This is a genomic window from Geodermatophilus ruber (assembly GCF_900114385.1).
In the GTDB taxonomy this organism is placed as follows: Bacteria; Actinomycetota; Actinomycetes; order Mycobacteriales; family Geodermatophilaceae; genus Geodermatophilus; species Geodermatophilus ruber.
On sequence record NZ_FOSW01000001.1, the window covers coordinates 238277 to 255606 of the forward strand.

17 protein-coding genes are annotated in these 17330 nt (G+C 71.4%); 8 read left to right on the plus strand and 9 right to left on the minus strand.

Going from position 1 to position 17330, the window contains the following annotated elements; genetic code table 11:
* Nucleotides 1-100 precede the first annotated feature (100 nt).
* Together BMZ50_RS01260 and phaZ are read left to right on the plus strand one after the other, a co-directional pair.
* Nucleotides 101-1828 (plus strand): PHA/PHB synthase family protein, encoded by a 1728-nt coding sequence (locus tag BMZ50_RS01260; RefSeq protein WP_091320155.1) that lies wholly within the window; start codon nt 101-103, stop codon nt 1826-1828.
* Between the two features lie 49 nt (nt 1829-1877).
* Nucleotides 1878-2660 (plus strand): poly(3-hydroxyalkanoate) depolymerase, encoded by a 783-nt coding sequence (gene phaZ, locus BMZ50_RS01265; RefSeq protein ID WP_218146042.1) that lies wholly within the window; start codon nt 1878-1880, stop codon nt 2658-2660.
* 17 nt (nt 2661-2677) lie between these two features.
* Here phaZ and BMZ50_RS01270 read toward each other — a convergent pair whose 3' ends face one another.
* From BMZ50_RS01270 to BMZ50_RS01280, 3 genes are read right to left on the minus strand one after another with little or no spacing between them, the layout of a single operon-like run.
* Nucleotides 2678-3601 (minus strand): VOC family protein, encoded by a 924-nt coding sequence (locus BMZ50_RS01270; RefSeq protein ID WP_091320161.1) that lies wholly within the window; start codon nt 3599-3601, stop codon nt 2678-2680.
* Between the two features lie 42 nt (nt 3602-3643).
* A complete protein-coding gene (locus tag BMZ50_RS01275; protein WP_091320166.1) occupies nt 3644-4504 on the minus strand; it encodes a fumarylacetoacetate hydrolase family protein in 861 nt (286 codons plus the stop codon).
* A gap of 45 nt (nt 4505-4549) precedes the next feature.
* Nucleotides 4550-5764, minus strand: a complete 1215-nt coding sequence (locus tag BMZ50_RS01280; RefSeq protein ID WP_091320170.1) for an acyl-CoA dehydrogenase family protein — start codon at nt 5762-5764, stop codon at nt 4550-4552.
* A gap of 249 nt (nt 5765-6013) precedes the next feature.
* Between BMZ50_RS01280 and BMZ50_RS01285 the strand changes: the two genes are divergently transcribed.
* Nucleotides 6014-6790: a FadR/GntR family transcriptional regulator gene (locus BMZ50_RS01285; protein WP_091320174.1), complete on the plus strand. Its 777-nt coding sequence runs from the start codon at nt 6014-6016 to the stop codon at nt 6788-6790.
* Nucleotides 6791-6888: 98 nt separating this feature from the next.
* On the opposite strand, the gene BMZ50_RS01290 is transcribed toward BMZ50_RS01285, so the two are convergent.
* Nucleotides 6889-7830: a hypothetical protein gene (locus BMZ50_RS01290; RefSeq protein WP_245753232.1), complete on the minus strand. Its 942-nt coding sequence runs from the start codon at nt 7828-7830 to the stop codon at nt 6889-6891.
* Nucleotides 7820-8032 (minus strand): hypothetical protein, encoded by a 213-nt coding sequence (locus BMZ50_RS01295; RefSeq protein ID WP_091320182.1) that lies wholly within the window; start codon nt 8030-8032, stop codon nt 7820-7822. The genes BMZ50_RS01290 and BMZ50_RS01295 overlap by 11 nt, the downstream gene beginning before the upstream one ends.
* A 448-nt stretch (nt 8033-8480) precedes the next feature.
* Here BMZ50_RS01295 and BMZ50_RS24635 point away from each other — a divergent pair, with 448 nt between their 5' ends.
* From BMZ50_RS24635 to BMZ50_RS01320, 5 genes are all read left to right on the plus strand, one after another.
* Complete coding sequence (locus tag BMZ50_RS24635; RefSeq protein ID WP_245753235.1) at nt 8481-8987, plus strand: SigE family RNA polymerase sigma factor; 507 nt, start codon at nt 8481-8483, stop codon at nt 8985-8987.
* Nucleotides 8984-9946: a hypothetical protein gene (locus BMZ50_RS01305; protein WP_091320189.1), complete on the plus strand. Its 963-nt coding sequence runs from the start codon at nt 8984-8986 to the stop codon at nt 9944-9946. The genes BMZ50_RS24635 and BMZ50_RS01305 overlap by 4 nt, the downstream gene beginning before the upstream one ends.
* A gap of 601 nt (nt 9947-10547) precedes the next feature.
* Nucleotides 10548-11390 (plus strand): serine/threonine-protein kinase, encoded by an 843-nt coding sequence (locus BMZ50_RS01310; protein WP_091320193.1) that lies wholly within the window; start codon nt 10548-10550, stop codon nt 11388-11390.
* Between the two features lie 44 nt (nt 11391-11434).
* Nucleotides 11435-12556, plus strand: coding sequence for a hypothetical protein (locus tag BMZ50_RS01315; RefSeq protein ID WP_143087045.1), 1122 nt, complete (start codon nt 11435-11437; stop codon nt 12554-12556).
* Between the two features lie 1293 nt (nt 12557-13849).
* Complete coding sequence (locus BMZ50_RS01320; protein ID WP_091320201.1) at nt 13850-14296, plus strand: hypothetical protein; 447 nt, start codon at nt 13850-13852, stop codon at nt 14294-14296.
* Nucleotides 14297-14677: 381 nt separating this feature from the next.
* Here the strand turns inward: BMZ50_RS01320 and BMZ50_RS01325 are convergent, their stop codons facing one another.
* The 4 genes from BMZ50_RS01325 to BMZ50_RS01340 all read right to left on the minus strand — a co-directional run bounded on the left by BMZ50_RS01325 (nt 14678) and on the right by BMZ50_RS01340 (nt 17277).
* Entirely contained in the window at nt 14678-15259 is a 582-nt protein-coding gene (locus tag BMZ50_RS01325; RefSeq protein ID WP_091320205.1) for a hypothetical protein, read from the minus strand.
* A gap of 196 nt (nt 15260-15455) precedes the next feature.
* A complete protein-coding gene (locus BMZ50_RS01330; RefSeq protein WP_091320209.1) occupies nt 15456-16505 on the minus strand; it encodes an AAA family ATPase in 1050 nt (349 codons plus the stop codon).
* The gene (locus BMZ50_RS01335; protein WP_091320212.1) at nt 16502-17008 is read right to left on the minus strand and encodes a hypothetical protein; all 507 of its coding nucleotides are present in this window, start codon (nt 17006-17008) and stop codon (nt 16502-16504) included. The genes BMZ50_RS01330 and BMZ50_RS01335 overlap by 4 nt, the downstream gene beginning before the upstream one ends.
* On the minus strand, nt 17005-17277 hold the full coding sequence (locus BMZ50_RS01340) for a hypothetical protein (protein ID WP_091320214.1): 273 nt from the start codon (nt 17275-17277) through the stop codon (nt 17005-17007). Before BMZ50_RS01340 ends, BMZ50_RS01335 begins: the two co-directional genes overlap by 4 nt.
* Nucleotides 17278-17330 lie beyond the last annotated feature (53 nt).

A 17330-nucleotide genomic window follows, 5' to 3' on the forward strand; every position in this document is an offset into this window, starting at 1 on the left:
TCGCGATCACCGGTCAGCGGCGTTCGAGCGGACAGCGGGGCGAACGCATGGTTGAGTGACGTGGGTCACTTCGCGAGCCAAGCGCAGCAGGGAGGCCGGCATGACCGGAGCAGCCCGGACGACGGAGGCACGCCCCCAGGACGGCGCGACGCAGGACCCCGACGACGCCGCGCTGGGCCTGGACATGCTGCTGGTGGACGCCGCCCGCGGGCCGCTGCGCCGGATGATCCCCCCGGCGCGGACGGTGCTGCGCTTCGGGGCGGCCCTGGCCCGCAGACCCCGCTCGGTGGCCCGGCGGGCGGGGACCCTGGCCGGGGACCTGGGACGGATCGCCATCGGCCGCTCCGACATCGCCCCCTCGCCGAAGGACAAGCGCTTCGCCGACCCGGCGTGGACCGGCAACCCGCTGATGCACCGGGCGGTGCAGGCGCACGTCGCCACCGCCCGGGCCGCGGCGGGCCTGCTCGACGACGCGAACCTCGACTGGCAGGACGACGAGCGGATCCGCTTCACCATGACCAACGTGGTCGACGCCCTCGCGCCGAGCAACGTGCCGGTGGTGAACCCGCTGGCCTGGAAGGCGGTCATCGACACCGGCGGGCGCAACGCCGTCGACGGGCTGCGGCGGATGGTGTCGGACCTGACGACGCCGCCGCGGGTGCCCTCGATGGTGGAGCCCGACGCGTTCAGCGTCGGCGAGGACCTCGCCGTCACCCCGGGAGCGGTGGTGCTGCGGACGCCGGTGTTCGAGCTGATCCAGTACCGGCCGACGACGGAGACGGTGCGGACCGTGCCGCTGGTCATCGTGCCGCCGACGATCAACAAGTACTACATCACCGACCTGGCGCCGGGCCGCAGCATCGTCGAGCACTACGTCGCCGGCGGGCAGCAGGTCTTCCTGATGTCCTGGCGCAACCCCGACGAGCGGCACGCCGACTGGGGCCTGGACACCTACGGGCAGGCCGTCCTCGAGGCGATGGACGCCGCCTCCGGGATCACCGGCAGCGACCGGGTGGCCCTGCAGGGGTTCTGCTCCGGCGGGATCATCACCGCGATGGTGCTCGCCCACCTGGCGGCCACCGGCCGGCAGGACCGGGTGCCCGCCGCGAGCTTCGCCGTCACCGTGCTCGACTGGGCCCACGCCGGCACCATCGGCGCGCTCATGGACCCCGAGGCGGTCAGGGAGGCGACGGAGAAGTCCCGGAAGAAGGGCTACCTGGACGGCGCGATGCTCGCCGAGGTGTTCGCCTGGCTGCGGCCCAACGACCTGGTGTGGAACTACTGGGTCAACAACTACCTGCAGGGCAAGCCGCCGCCGGCGTTCGACATCCTCTACTGGAACGCCGATACCACCCGTATGAGCGCCGCTCTGCACCGCGACTTCATCGACGTCGCCGTCGGCAACACACTGACCAAACCCGGGACGGCCACGATGCTCGGCTCGCCCGTGGACCTGGCCAAGGTGGAGGTCGACGCCTACGTGACCGCCGGCATCGCCGACCACCTGTGCCCGTGGCAGTCCTGCTACCGCACCACCCAGCTGCTGGGCGGGGAGAGCCGGTTCGTCCTCTCCACCAGCGGGCACATCGCCTCGCTGGTCAACCCGCCCGGCAATCCGAAGGCGAGCTTCCAGCTGGCCGAGCGGACACCGGCGGACCCGCAGGAGTGGCTGGACGCGGCGGAGAAGGTCCCCGGCTCGTGGTGGCCGGACTACGTCGCGTGGCTGGGCGCGCGGTCCGGGGACGAGGTCCCCGCGCCGGCGTCCCTCGGCTCCGACGAGCTGCCGCCGCTGGTGGAGGCCCCGGGCACGTATGTCTACGACAAGTAGGGCGTCGGCGCCGGGGCGGCCGTGCGGCCCCGGCGAGGCCGTCCGCACGGTGACCGCCTGCGGGCGCACGCTGCGGGTGGCGGTCCGGCCGGGCGAGGAGTCGGTACCCCCGCTGCTGCTGATGAACGGCATCGGCGCCAGCCTGGAGGTGCTGCAGCCCTTCGTCGACGCCCTCGCCCCGGGGCGCGCGGTGATCCGCTTCGACGTCCCCGGGGTGGGCGGCTCGCCGCGGCCCGTCCTCCCGTACCGGCTGGCCACGCTGAGCCCGGTGGTGGCCGGGGTGCTCACCCAGCTCGGTTACGAGGAGCCGGTCGACGTGCTGGGCCTGTCCTGGGGCGGCGCCCTGGCCCAGCACTTCGCCGTCCAGCACCGCCGGCGCTGCCGCCGGCTGGTGCTGGCGGCCACGGGCACCGGCACGCTGATGGTCCCCGGCCACCCCCGGGTCCTGTCGCGGATGCTGACCCCCCGCCGGCACCGGGACCGCGCGTACGCGACGGAGATCGCCGGGACGATCTACGGCGGCACGATGCGCACCGATCCGGAGCGGGCCGCGCAGGTGCTGCACTCGGAGACCCGGCTGGGCCCGCAGCGGGGCTACTACTACCAGCTGGCCGCGAGCGCCGGCTGGAGCAGCCTGCCGTTCCTGCGGCTGATCCGGCAGCCGACGCTGGTCATGGCCGGGGACGACGACCCGATCATCCCGGTGGTCAACGCACAGCTCATGGCGCGGCTGATCCCCGACGCGCGGCTGCACCTCTACCGCGGCGGGCACCTGGCCCTGGTCACCGAGGCGCCCGAGCTGGCGCCGGTGATCGAGCGCTTCCTCGCCTGAGGAGCGCCCGGCCGGGCTCACGCCTTGCTGTGCGCGCCGGTCATCAGGGCCGCAAGGTCCTCGGGGTGGAGGAAGGACGGCGGTGGCGGCGGGCCCCAGTTGAACAGTCCCTTGGCACCCTCGAGGACCTCCGGTGTCCACAGCTGGTCGTCGACGATGCAGTCCATGTCGGAGTAGTACTCGCTGAAGTTGCCCGCGGGGTCCTTCAGGTACCAGAAGAAGTTCGACCCGGCGTGGTGGCGGCCCAGGCCCCACACGTGCCGCCCGGGATCGTTCTCGAGCATCGCCATGGCGCCGCGGCCGACATCGTCGACGTCGTCGACCTGCCAGGACGTGTGGTGCAGGAAGCTCACCGGCGCCTGGAGCACCAGCACGTTGTGGTGGTCGGTGGAACAGCGCATGAACACGGCGGCGCCCTTGATCGCGTCGCTGATCTTGAAGCCCAGCCCGTCGACGAAGAAGGAGCGGGTCACCGCGAGATCGGTGGTCCCGAGCACGGCGTGACCGAGCTTGCGCGGCTGTACCGGCTCGGTGCGCAGCACCCCCGGGGCGCGCCGTCCCTGGCGCTCCAGGCGTCCCGGACCGTTGTAGGCGGTGGCCGGCACGGTCTGCTGCGTGACCCGCGGGGCCACCTCGACCGTGGCCCGGACGCCGGTGGCCTTCTCGGCCGCGGTGACGCTCTGCGCTTCTCGGGAGGCCTCGATGCCCAGCCGGTGGAGGTTGTCGGCGACCCGGGCGATGTCGTCGGCGTCATCGGCACCGATGTGCAGCTCCACGAGCCGGCGGGTGGGGGCCTGCACGATCCGCAGCTGGCGCCCGCCGTCGCGGGTGGTGAACCAGCCATCGGCCTGCGGGGTCAGGCCGAACTCGGTGTAGTAGGCGACGGTGTCCTCGACGTTGGGGACGCCGATGGTGACGGACGTGAGGCGGTGCAGGGCCACGGCGATGGCCTCCTGTCGGGTCGGCTCTGACCTGCGGGACCTTCAGTTGCCGGGGGCGGCGACGAAGCGCTGCCGGAGTTCACCGATGCCGGTGACGTAGCTGACGAGCTCGTCGCCGGGGGCGAGGAACCGCTGCGGGTCGCGGCCCAGGCCGACGCCGGCGGGGGTGCCGGTGAACAACACGTCCCCGGGCAGCAGCGGGAGCTTCTGGGAGAGCGTGGAGATCATGGCCGGCACCGAGAAGATCAGGTCGCGGGTGCGGCCCTTCTGCATCTGCTCGCCGTTGATCGAGCAGCCGAGCTCGAGGTCGTCCCGGTCGTCGAGCTCGTCGGTGGTGACCAGCCACGGGCCCATGGGGCCGAAGCCGGGCAGGGACTTGCCGAGGCTGAACTGCGGCGAGGGCCCGGCGCTCTGGGTGATCCGCTCGGACAGGTCCTGGCCGACGGTGAGCCCGGCGACGTGGTTCCACGCCTCGGCCTCGCTGACGTTGCGCGCCTGCTTGCCGATGACTGCCACCAGCTCGACCTCCCAGTCGGTGTGCCCGCCCCCGGGCAGCACCACCTCGGTGACCGGGCCGGTCAGGCAGGAGGCCCACTTGGTGAACATGACGGTGGGTGCGTCGGGCACCTCGAAGCCGGACTCGGCGGCGTGCTCGCTGTAGTTCAGCCCGATGGCCAGCACCTGCCGCGGCGCCGGTGCCGGGGCGCCCAGGTCCTCGACGGCGAACGGGGCGCCGGGCGGCAGGTCTGCGTCGGTGGCCCAGGAGACGAAGGCGTCCCACTGGTCGTAGACCGCCTGCGGGTCGGCGGCGAACCGCCCGCCGCTGGCCTGCTCGACGTCCACCGCGCCGGCGCCGTCAGCAGTGATCAGGACCAGGCGGCCGGACAGGTTGGCGATGCGCACGGGGATGAACTCCTCAGGTGGGTGGGGTGACGGGTGGAGGGTCGGTCAGACCAGCGGGGTGATGGTGTCCTCCACCCCGAGCAGGGCCTTGCCGTACACCTCGTAGCTCACCGCCGGGGAGACCACCGCGTGCCGGGCGGCCGTCGCCGAGTCCCGCCAGATCCGCTGCAGCGGGTTGACCTCGGCGAAGGAGGCGGCTCCGTGGGCGGAGAGCAGGATGTCGATGGCACGCGTGATGTTCTCGGCCACGTAACCGGTGTCCGAGCGGACCCGGGCACGGGTGAGAACGTCGGGGTAGACGCCGCGGGCCGCGGCCTCGTCGATGTCCGCAGCGGCCCGGTAGGCGTGCAGGTGGGCGGTGTCGATGAGCCGGGCGGCCTCTGCCACCTGGAGCTGGAAGGCTGTCGAGTCGGTCTGCGCGGCGAAGAACGTGTACGAGATGGGCTTGTTCGCGGCCTTGCTGATGACGTAGTCCAGCGCGGCCTTACCCATGCCGAGCTGGGGCCCGACCAGGACCAGCGCCAGGACCGGGACGAAGGCCGAGCGGTAGAAGGGCTCGGTGCCGGTGTGCTCGCTCGGGTACTCGCCGGCGATCGCGGGCGGCACGAGCATGACCCGGTGCTCGGGGACGAAGACGTCCTCGGCCACCAGGCAGTTGCTGCCCGAGGACTTCATCCCGGCGACGAACCAGGTGTCCTCCAGGTCCATGTCGCCCCGCGGGATGAGGGCCAGGCCCTGGTTGACGACCTCGCCCGCCTCGTCGGTGATCGGGATGCCGAGCACCGCCCAGGTCGCGTGCCAGGAGCCGGAGTTGTAGTACCACTTGCCGCTCACCCGCCAGCCGCCCTCCACCTTGCGGGTCTCGGCGGTCGGCGTGAGGACCCCGGAGACCTTGGCGTCCGGGTCGGCGCCGAACACCTCGTCCTGCGCCTTCTCCGGGAACAGGCTGGCCAGCCACGCGCAGACGTTGGTCAGCGTGAGCACCCACGCGGTGCCCCCGTCCGCCGCGCCCGTCGCGGCGGAGACGTCGAGCATGGTGCGCATCGAGGTCTCGTAGCCGCCGTAGCGCTTGGGCACGGCCAGCTTGAACAGCCCGGCGGTGGTGAGGGCCTGGATGCTCTCCTCCAGCACGCGCCGGTCCCGCTCCCCCTCCACGGCGTTCGTCGCCAGGAGCGGGTGCAGTTCCTTGACCCGTGCGACGAGCTCGGCGGCGCTGGGCGTCCCGCCGGTGTCGGCGGGGGTCTCCTGGACGGCGGTCATCTCGATCTCCTCGGTCAGGTCGTGGCGGCGGTCGTCACGACCGCGACCGGCGCGCACACCCCCGCGATGAGGTCCCGGAGCTGCTGTTCGAGCACCGCTCCCCCAATCCATCATGGTGAATTGCAGGAAGCCTGAGGGTGACCGTCGTCACGTGTCAAGACGTCTGCCACAATTCGGCATGATGGATTTTGCAGGGGCGCGAGCAGCCGGTCCCCCGGTGCCGGCGCGGGTACGGAGGCGCTGACGGTCATGGACGCTCCGGCTCTGCGGCGGGCCGACTGGGAGCCGCAGCCGACCGACCGGGCATCGGCCCCGACCCGGCCCGAGCGAGCGGCCGAGCAGCTGGCCGCCCTGGCTGCTGCGGTCGACCCCGGCGACCGCCTGGGCACGAAGGAAGAACTGCGCGCCCGGTGCGGCGTCTCCGTGGGCACGTTCAACGAGGCGCTGCGGCTGGTCCAGGCCCGCGGGGTCGTCTCCGTCCGGCCCGGTCCCGGCGGAGGCCTGTTCGCCAGCCGGCAGTCCCCCATGGTCCGGCTGGGCAACTCCGTGCTCGCCCTGGACGACGATGCCGCCTCGGTGGCCGACGCGGTACGGCTGCGCGACGCCCTCGACCCGCTGCTGGTGGAGGACGCCCTCCGCCACGCCTCCGCCTCCGACGTGGCAGCCATGCGCACCGAGTTGGAGCGCATGAAGGCGACCACCGCCGACCGGGACGGAACGGCGTTCGTACGCGCCAACTGGGCGCTGCACGCCCGGATCGCCGAGGTCAGCCCGAACGTGATCCTGCGGTCGGTCTACACGAGCCTGCTCGACATCATCGAGTCACACGTCCTGTCGGTGCAGCCGGATGAGGCGCACCCGCTGCCGGAGTACATCCGCAGCCGCTACGAGCTGCACGCGGCCCTGGTGGATGCGATCGCCGACCGGGATCACCGCAGGGCGCTGGAGCTCATCCATGAGCACAACACGACCATGGACGGCTCCGCGACCAGAGATGAGGCGACCACGGAGGAGCTGCCACGGTGACACCGCGCTCCGCCTGGCTCAGCGGGCGCCCGACGGCCACGTCATCCGCCGGGCGCCCGCAACTGCGCACGGGCTGATCTTTCGCGCTGGACCCCGTGTCACCAGGCCAGCGCGGACCACTGGGCGGCGGTGACGAGGTGGCAGCCGGTCGACCCGAACGGAGTGACCCGGAAGTCCATCTGGGCGAGGACGTCGGCGACCGCGCCGTTCATCGTCCGCTGCACCGCCGCGTCCACCTCGGCGCCCCGGACCTGCTGCAGGCTCATGCGGTCGTGCTGGCGCCAGCTGACGAGGATGCCCCCGCGGTCGGGGTCGGGGGTCAGGCACACCCCGCCGGCCGCACCGGCCCCGTCCGGGCCGCGCTCGGCGCAGTCGTGCAGCGGCAGGCCGGCCTCGACCAGCGCCGCGGTCACCTCCACCAGCAGCGTGGTCAGCGCGTCGGTGTCCGACAGCAGCCCGTCCCAGTCCTCGGCCACCCGGTCCAGCTGGCGCCCGAGCTGGGCGAGCCAGGCCCGCTCCTGGGGCAGCTGCCGCCGGACCAGCGTGCCGTCGGGTCGGCACACGCCGTAGACCGCGCGGACGTCGTCGGCCAGCCCGCTGGACAGGGCCGCCCAGTCCGCCTCGATCCGGTCCGGGAAGGGACCGGCCAGGACCGATGGGTCCGGCTGGTCCGGCTGGTCCGGCTGGTCACCTGACTCGTCGACCAGCCACCACGCCGAGGCCCGGTCCATGGCCCGCCGTCCCGCGGGGTGGGCGGCCACACCGGTCGCCGCCTGCTCGGGCCGCCGCGGCTGAGCCGGGGCGCCGCTGCGGGGGGGCTCCGCGGGCAGGCCGTCGCCCGGGCGGCCACCGACGGGGTGCTGTCCCGCTGCGGCCGCGACGGCCATCTGCTGCCGCTGGGCGTGCACGCGGTTGCGCTCGAACTCGAAGCGGGCGGTCGACCGCGTCCCCAGCGCGATGACCAGGGCGGCCAGCGCGAGGAAGCCCAGCACAGCCGCCGCCGGCCACAGCAGCGTCATCTCGAGTCCCTCACCAGGCACAGAAGGCTCCCTGCGGACCGGCGCCCCAGTCGGCCGCCCGCTTGACCCACACCTGGACCCGGTCCTTGAGCCCGGCATGGTGCGCATCGCTGCTCGCGCCGGCGGGCTCGAGCAGGTCCAGCAGGAGGCTCAGCCCCTCGTCCGCCGGGATGGGATCGACCTCGATCGAGGAACGGGGAATGGGTACAGAGGGCGCGCTCACGCAGGGTCTCCTCGGGAATGTTCCGTCGCGGCTGGGGAAGTGCCGGACAACCGAAAAACTAGGTCTCGGCGACCTGCGATCGGCGCCCTCGGACGGGGTAGGGACGGCCCCGTCACTGAATCGTTGCCGAGGGCCCGATCCGCGGTCGGTGACCCGTCCCTGCGCGCGATGCCTTGTCGACATCCCTACCGAATCCGAGCGTGCAGCGGCGACGGACGCCGCTGGATCACTCCCGCGACCCGTGGCGGCCCCGGCATGTCGCGCCGCCCTGCCGGGGACTCCGCGCTCAGACCGCTGCTGCCCGAGTTCATCGCAGCAACACCGCCACCGGCCAGTTCGTTGTCGAGCGAGACCCTTACGTCGACCCCTGAGCGCGCCGTGTCAACGTCGGCGGCGGGTCACCGCGTGTAGTAGACGTGCGCAGCGAATCGGCGAGGGGCGTGGTGCGGTGAGCGAGGAAACGGACGAGTCGTTCCGCTGGTTCGTCGTCGCCCACCGGCGGTCGCTGCTGCGCAGCGCGTTGCTGCTGACCGGTGACCGCGGGCACGCCGAGGACCTGGTGCAGACGGCGCTGCTCAAGTCCTACCGGCACTGGGACCGCATCAGCAGCCGGGGCGAGCCGGTCGCCTACGTGCACCGCGTGCTGGTCACCACCTCCACCAGCTGGTGGAGGCGCCGGTCGGCCACCGAGCAGGTGATGGACACGATCCCCGACCGGGCCGCCGGCCCCGATCAGCAGCGGGACGACGAGCTGCTGCAGGCGCTGCGAACGCTGCCCCCGCGGATGCGGGCGGTGGTCGTCCTGCGCTTCTACGAGGACCGCTCCGAGGCGCAGACGGCCGAGCTGCTCGGCTGCTCGGTCGGCACGGTCAAGACCCAGACCTCCCGGGCGATGGCCCGGTTGCGGGAGCTGCTGTCGGCCGCTCCCACCGAGCGAGAGGCGGTAAGGCAGTGAGCTTCGAGAGCGAACTGCGGAACCGGCTGCACGGAGCGGCCCGGCGGGCCGACGCCGAGTCCGACTACTACGAGGAGACGGCCGTGGCCGACAACGTCATCACCCGTCGGCGAGCCCAACGGCGCAACCGGGCCGCCGTGCTGGTCTCCGCCGCCGCCGTGCTGCTGATCGGTGTCGCGGTGCCGGCGATCGCCGGCCGGTTGCCGGCCGGCGCCCCCGTGGCCGGCCCCGCCCCCGTGTCGTCGGCCGCCCAGCAGACCGGTGAGCCGCCGTCCGCCACCAACGGGCCGGAACCGACCCCGTCGTCGGCCACGTCGTCACCTCCGGCGTCCTCGGGGGCGAGGGCCGGGTGCCCGTCGTCGGGGGAGTCAATCCCGGCCGGGACGAACAGCAAGCCGACGATCGACGTCGACGGCGACGGCCGGCCCGACACCGCGTTCTTCAGTGAACAGCCCGGCGCGCAGAACGGCTTCACGTTCGGCGTTCGCACCGCCAGCGGCGGCGTGGTCAGGTCCTCGATGGGCCTGTCAGGCAGCCCGGTCGAGCGCTCGGTGCTGTTCGCCGACGTCACCGGCCGCGGAGAGGTGATCGCGCTGGCAAGCGACGGGCGGCAGGTCCAGCTCTGGGCGGTGAGCACCTGCCGGCTCATCCCGGTGCAGAACGCGCAGGGGCAGCAGTACACCTTCGACCTGGGCTACAGCGGTTACGGCACCGGCGTCGGCTGCGCGGACGCCGACGGCGACGGCACGCGCGACCTGCTCGGTCTGAAGCTGGTCACCGACTCGGGCGGCAGTCCGACGTCGGTCGAGCGGACGATCATCGCGCTGAACGGGCCGCACGCCGCCAACGGCGCCCGCTCCATCGTGCCCGCGCCCACCGCGGCCGAGGCCGCGCGGGCCGGCTCGATCACCTGCGGCGACCTGACCATGGCGGCCGACGGGGTCAGCTCCGGGCACTGACGCCGTCGTCGCGCGCGACCGCCTGTGGACTGCCCCGGGACGCAAAACCGCAGGCCGGACTACCGCGGGAGGCTTCCGATACCCCTCCGGTGTCCAGATCCGCAAGGCCCCCGGATGCCATCCCCCCGCCGGTTCGTCCGACAGCGGGGCGCTCAGGGCGTTCTCCGCCCCGTCGCGCGCGTGCGCGCGCACGGCCTTGAACCGGGCGACCTCCTCGGGACTGTTGCCTTCGCTGTCCTGCTGGCTGAGTGACACGTAGGCTGCGGGACCACGGTGCCGACGTCGACCAGGGCGACGAGCGGGCGGGCGTGCAGCGGGATATCCGTGGTCAGCCCCTGCAGGAGAACCTGCTGGTCAGTACGGTGGGCCCCGTGGGGATCGAACCCACAACCCGCGGATTAAAAGTCCCAGCCCAGGCGTGACGGACGGTGCCGCATGATGCTGTCCGCGCTGGTCAGCGCCGCAACCAGTGCCGTCGGCCATCGCCGTCTCTCGCCTGCTTCCCCGCAGTCCGCGACCACAACGCGACCACTTGATGGCCCCAGCCGCCCGGCCTCATAGAGTGAGACGAAGCCAACAGTCCGTGAGCCGGGGGTAGTACGTGTACGACGGGGATCTGCAGGCGGACGTACAAGCCGCTCTAGGCACTTCCGAGCTGATCCCGCTGATCACCGGGGGGCAGAAGCTCGTCTTTACCACCGAACTCGAGGGCATCCCCGTCGTCGCCAAGGTGATCCTCGTTCCGGAGGGGCCCCACGCCGATGAGGTGCTCGAGCGAGCGCGGCGCGAAGTCGAGCTTCTGTCGACGGTTGAGTCGGAGTTCGTGGTCCGGGTGCTCTCGGAAGCCGTTGAGATCGGAGACCGTCCGGAAGCGGTGTGCTGGGTTGAGGAGTTCCTGGACGGCGACGACCTGAGGAACCTCGTGGGCACCTTTCCCTGGGAGCCCAGCGAGGTTTGGTCGCTCCTGCGCGATGTGGGAGCTGGCCTGGCGGCCTGCCATGAACTGGACGTGGTTCATCGCGACCTGTCGCCGGGAAATGTGCGACGTCGCGCAGACGGCCGGTTCGTCGTAATGGATCCAGGCTTCGCCCGGCATCTCACCAAGGCAGCCCTCACCGGCGTGTACCAGCCCGGGACTCCCGGCTACATGACTCCCGAGCACGTACCGGGCGGCCGCCCGACTCCCGCCAGCGACGTCTTCGGGCTGGGCATCCTCGCCTTTCAGGCGCTCACCGGCGCGGGCCCGATGCCGTACCGCGGCGATGAAGCTGAGTACTACCGACAGCTCCGTAACGGGCAAGCCCCGCCGGTGGCGAGCGTCCGGGCGGACGTCCCCGCCGACCTGGCCTCGGTCGTTGACAGGTGCCTCCAGCGGCAGCCAGCTCGTCGCTACCTCGACGCCCAGGAGCTCCTCGAGTCGCTTCCCAGTGCGAGCGACTCATGAGTGTCCTCATCCAAGATGGGCGTCGTGGCGGTCACCTGCGGTGGGTGACGCAGGCGTTGGCCGCAGGGCTGGCCGACGGAGTGATCATTAGCCCGTTCCACACTCCTCGCGTTTCGATACCGCGACACCAGGCGGGCGCCACCGTCAGTGCTGCGGTGATAGCCGCCGGCGGCGAGGCGGTTTTCGATGCCAGTACCCATGCGCGTTTGCTGCCCGGCAGCGACGACGTCCTCCACTACGACACCTGGCAGCTGTGGGGTCCATCGGGGATAGGGCTCGATAGTGACGCCAAGCGCCTTGAGCATCTTGAACGTGTGTTCGCGCGACAGCGCGAGATGTCGGTTCCTACCCTGGCGCCGACGCTGACCCTGGAAAGCCCGCTTGGCCAAGCTGCGGATGACGCGTTCCGCACCGCTGAGCTGGCACGAGGCTTGGATCCGGCCTGCTGGCAGACGCTGGCTGGGCGACGGTCCTTTTGGCGGGCCGGCTCGGACCTCGACGCGTATATCGGGCAATTGGCCTCGCTGCGCGCCCCCTGCTGGGCCCTGACTGTCGTGAACGACATCGTCGTCGACAACGTGCCAGACCTTGCAGACACCGAAGCCTTCTCAGGGCTGCTCCGCACCGTGCACTCCCTTTCCCAGCGAGCTCGCGTGATCATCTGCCACGCCGACTACGCCGGAGTGCCTGCGGTCGCCGCGGGTGCGAGTGACATCGGCGCTGGCTGGGATCGGGGGATGCGGTTCTTCGACCCCCGCTCGTTCCAGCTCACGACGCCTGGCATCCAGATTCCAGCTTCCTACGTGACACAAGGCCGGCTTGGGGCGGTGCTGCGCCGCGACACCGGTGATGCCATCGCCAGGCTCGGGGACGCCTTCGCGACCACGCTGCGAGGCGGCCCCATGCCAGCTGACGACACCGCTGAGCGTTCCCACCACTTGCGTCAGCTCCGAGATCTTGTGAACGCTGTGAGCGGGCACGGAGTCGCTCGACCGGGACGCATAGGGGAATTGCGCAACTTCTATGAGCGATCGATGGCCGACTTCGACAGCCTGCTCACGCGCCTGCCCCGGACGACTCTGCAGGAGAGCTCCCGGATGCGCTGGGTGGAGCAGCCGTACAGGGCACTCAAGGCCTACGCCGAGGCTGAAGGCCTTTGGTTATGAGCGTTCCTAAGTACGCGGCGGGGACGATGGAGAAGCCCCTGCCAGCGCAGCTATGACGTGCTCACTCGCCCAAAGACGACGGGCGAGCTCAAGGCGTCTGACCCGCGGACGGACCAGCCATCGTGCGCCAAGCGCAAGCCCCAAACCGAGGTCTGCGGCTTGCGCCATCGCCCGTGACCGGTCGCGAGGGAGGCGCCGGACGACCGTTGCGGATGCATCGGCCCACGCCCCATAGCGGAGTGCTTGACCTAGACCGCCGGACCAGTCGTCAACCTTGGCCTCCAGCGCATAGATCCGGCCCACAGGTTGGATCTCGGGAGCGCGCAAGACGCAGCCGCTCGCGGTCTCGACTAGAGCGCCGCAGCCGATCAACCGTGCGATCCGTCGCCGGACGCTCCGCTCGTCAGCCTCCAGCCTGCGACTCAACGCCGAAGCCGACAGGGCCTGCCTTGGGGACGCAGCTGCAGCCAGTCGAACATCGCCCCAAGACAGCAAGGGAGGACACGCGTACTCAAGGCGAGTCGCCAACCGCGGCGTCATCGGGACAGCGACGAGATCGGGAAGCCCCGCCGGGCCAGGCATCTCAGCGATGACGGTGACGCCCCGTCCGGCCCCAGGGAGTCGTGCGGCCAAGTCGCGGAGGTCCGGATCAAGCTCACGTTCCGCGGTGGGCATGAACCGACGACCAGGCCGATCGCGGCGACTCGTTGACTCCTGAACGCGAGACATGACCGGCTCACGAACAGGCCGAGGCACCACGCTGACAGGCACTCACTCATTATCGGCGAAGGGACGACGACTCTGACCGCCTGGGCCGCGCCTGGAACGATCGGCATGATCGCGGTGGACCCGAAGTGGCGAGGAAGCCCAGCCGCGTACCGACTGCTGAAGGCAGCAAGCGACTACTTCGCTCCGGCCCCACTCCGGCACGACGGCTCCCTGTCAGCTATAGGGGCAAGGCTGGCGGAGCGACTGAGGATTGAGCGCGATCCCGGCACAATCGGCAAGTCGGTCGCGGACATGAGCCCCTCCGTCGATGAAGCGCGGGCCATGGATGCGCTACGACGGGCGCGCGGGGAGCGGGTGCCCGTCTTCTTTCCTCCGCAGGCGTCAGACGACTAGGGCCGCGAATTCACTTGAACGCAACACGAGGGACTCGTCTGCTCAGCTGGTGAAGCTGCAGCGATCTCGCTCCTGAGCGGCGGTCGCGCTAGCGCCCAGCCGGCCCTGTCCTCGGCCTCAGGCAGCGGTGTCCATCAGCGGCCCCCTGACGACGCCACTAACGTCCGCCAAGTGACGCGACCCGAGCCCCTGCCCGACCAGTGGTATAGCCGCGACCTCCTCGTGCTCCACGAGGTGGCCCACGCCTTCGCCGACGACCCTCAGGCGACACCCGAGGCCTCCGACATCGCCGAGTCGTTGAACCTCGACGAGGACCTCGTGGGGCTCATCGGCGAGAGCCTCAAGGAGGCCGGATACGTCGACGGCATCAGCACGGCTTCGGACGGCATCATCATCTTCACCAAGCTCACCCCGGCGGGCCGGCGGGAGGTCGGCCTCTGGCCCTCCCCCGATACCGCTGCCGACCGACTGATGGCCTCCCTCGAGCAAGCCATCGACCGAGCCCAGGGCGAGCAGAAGACGCGCCTGCAGAGGGTCAGGGACGGCCTCTCGCAAGCCGGCCGTGACGTCGTCATCGGCATCGCCACCGGCGTCGCCACGGGCCAGCTCGGCGGCTGACCCAACCGCCGGTGAGCCGACGTAGCGTCCCCGACATGGAGAACCCACCACGCAGTCGCAACGATGACCGAAGCCTTGGCGGTCCTCATCGACCAGTTGCGTGAGGACCTGGTCCCGAAGAACATGCCCTGAGCCGGTGACTCGGAGATGGCGGAACGGCAGCCCACGGCTCTGCGGTGGCAGCACGTAATACGCCCCGTCGCTGAGCAGCAGCTCCGGTAGCCGGATGCGAGCAGGAAGATGCTGCGACCACACCGCGACCACACCGCCCATAACCGCAGGTCAGTCGGTGCGCCTGCGGAGGGCTAATCCGCAGGCGCACACCGAGTTCCGGGAGTTCCGGGACAGGCCCACGCGCGCACGTGCGCGACACCGCGGCCGTCACGCGTCTCCACCCGCCAGCGCCCGCAGCCGGGTGGAGACGATCCGCAGGACCCCAGGGTCGGTCAGGTCATGGCCGAGATCGGTGAGTGCACCCCGCAGCGCATCAGCGACCAGCCGGCCCTGCTCCTGCGCCAGCCTGACCCGACGCTCCTCGATCCCCGCCGACAGCGCCGCCGTCATGACCGCGACCAGGTGCTTGCGCTCCCGCTCGTACAGGTCCAGCAGAACGTTCGCCCCAGCCCGCTCCACGCTCTTCCACTCCTGGCCCTTCTCGCCGGCGCCCTCGCGGTACTCCGTGCGACCCCAGGTCAGCTCCTGCTGCTTGAGCTCCTGGATCCGCTCCCGCAGCCACGCCACGTGCCCGGCCGTCCACTGGATCTCGTCGACCAGGGCCTGCGTCGGCGACACCTCGACCGGCAGCCCATAGGTCACCGCCGCGGCGTGCAGCGTCGCCTGCCGCTCCCGCCGCTCGGCCTCGGCCCGCACCCGCGGCGCCTTGCCCCCGTGCATCGAGCAGACCATCCCGCCGACGATCGGCGCCCGCTTGCACTGCTCCCCCGACTGCTTGCTCCGGGCCACACACCGACGACGTCCATGGGGTTCGAGGGCGGCCAGCCCCTCCATGCGGTGTCGGCCGCGCGGGCTCATCGGCTCTCCTGGCTGGTGGTGTGGGGCTGTCCGTCGTGGGGTGCTGGCTGTCCGTGTCCGCTCCCTAAGGGAGGAGCGAACGGACGGACATGTCCGCGGGGTGCGGACAGTCGCGGACATGCGGACATCACTGGGTGTCTCCCTGGATGTAGAAGGGCCGGGCGTCGGTCCCGGTGTCGATGAGGGCTCCGGCTTCGACCAGCTCGTTTAGGGAGCGGTGGAAGGTGGCGGAGGGCATCGAGGCGACGTTGCGGAGGTCGGCCTTGGTGGCTCCGGTGGCGCCGAAGGCGGACATGAACACGGACATGAGGTCGCGCGCCTTGGCGTTCATGTCCGCGGCGATCGCGGACACGATGACGCCGCTGTCGAGGACGGGGTTGAGGCGCAGTTGGAGGGTGTCCTCGCGGGGGCCGTCCTTGCGCTTGGTGCGGCTCAGCTTCATGAGACGGGCGTCGCCTTCGGTGGTGTAGACGGTGTCGACGCCGGCCTCGAGGGCGGAGGATCCGCGGATGGTGGCGCGGTCCTTGCCGGTGTGGTGGGCGACGGCGATGGTGCCGCCATTGGTGGCGTCGCGGAGGCGGTAGAGGGCGTCGACGGCGATGCCCATGTCCTTGGCGCTGTTCTCGTCGGCGCCGACGAGGCAGCGGGCGAGGGTGTCGAGGACGACCAGGGAGCGGCCGGCGGCAAGCTGGCAGAGCTCGGCGACGGCCTGGGCGTCGAGGAGGTTGATCGGCTCGGGGAGGACGGCGAGCTGGTCGTCGGGGATGTCGCGGTGCCAGCCGTACTCCCAGGCGGTTAACCGGGGGTGGAGGCCGTGGGCGCCTTCGGCGGCGACGTAGAGGACTGCGCCCTGTTCGACGGGTCGGCCCATCCATGGTCGGCCGGTGGCGATGCTGGCAGCCCAGTCCTGCAGGACGAAGCTCTTCAGCGAGCCGAAGTGGCCGGCGATGACGGCGACGGTGCGCCGGTCGATCGTGCGGTCGATGAGGGGTTCGGGCTCGGGGAGCTGTGCGAGGGCGCCGCGGGTGAGCAGGCGCTCGCCGAGGGGTGGCTTGGTCCGCGGTGGTGTTGCGGCCGTGGGCTGCTCATCGGGTGGGTGCTCGGGTGGCGAGACGTCGGCCCAGGGATCGGCCGTTGCGTCCTGGATCCACCGCGGTTCGGCGCGGGCTGCGGTCATGCGGCGACGACTAGTCCTCTCGGTTCGGTGAGGGCCCGGTGGCGGGCGCGGACGGCGTCGACGGCGGCCTGCTCGGCGTGAGTGAGTCGGTCGAGCTCGTCGGGGTCGGCGTGGCCGGCGACCTGGGCAAGCCGGGTGGCCATCTCGACGGTGCGGCGGCGCCAGGCCTGCTCGAGGGCCTGGGCGGCGTACCAGCGGACCGAGGCGGGGTTGTTGCGGGCGCGGTGGTCCATCAGCCGCATGAGGACGCCGGCGAAGGTCTTGATCTGGTGCTCACCGGCGGCGCGCTCCTCGCTGATGGCGAGTGCCAGGACCGCGGCCGGGTCGGGGCTGACTCCGGCGTCGCACAGCTGGTCGATGAGCTGGTGCACGAGGCGGATCGCGTGGTTCGCGATGTCGTCGGGGTGGAGGAGGTCGACGACCGGGCGGGCCCGGGTGTGGTCGAGCGCCATGAGGGCGGCGACGAACGCCTCTTCGGCGGTGTGTACCGGCGGGCGGGTCACTCGTCGACCTGCTCGATGATGATGTTGCGCCGGTCCTTCTCGGCCTGCTTGAGCAGCGCGGGGAGGTAGCGGATCGGGGCCATCCTGCACTTCTGCAGGTGCTCCCACTGCCGGCGGTCGACTCCGCAGCGGTTGAAGAGGCTGGGGACGCGCTGGCCGTGGACTCGGATGGTGCCGCGTCGGGGCTCGAAGATCAGGGTGTCGGCGTCGGCGTCGGCGTCGGCGTCGGCGTCGGCGTCGAGCGAGTCTCTCGACAGCGGTGAGAGCATGTTGGTCGGCTCCAGGTGACTCTGGGGTCTGGTGGTGGGCGGCCGGGTCTGTG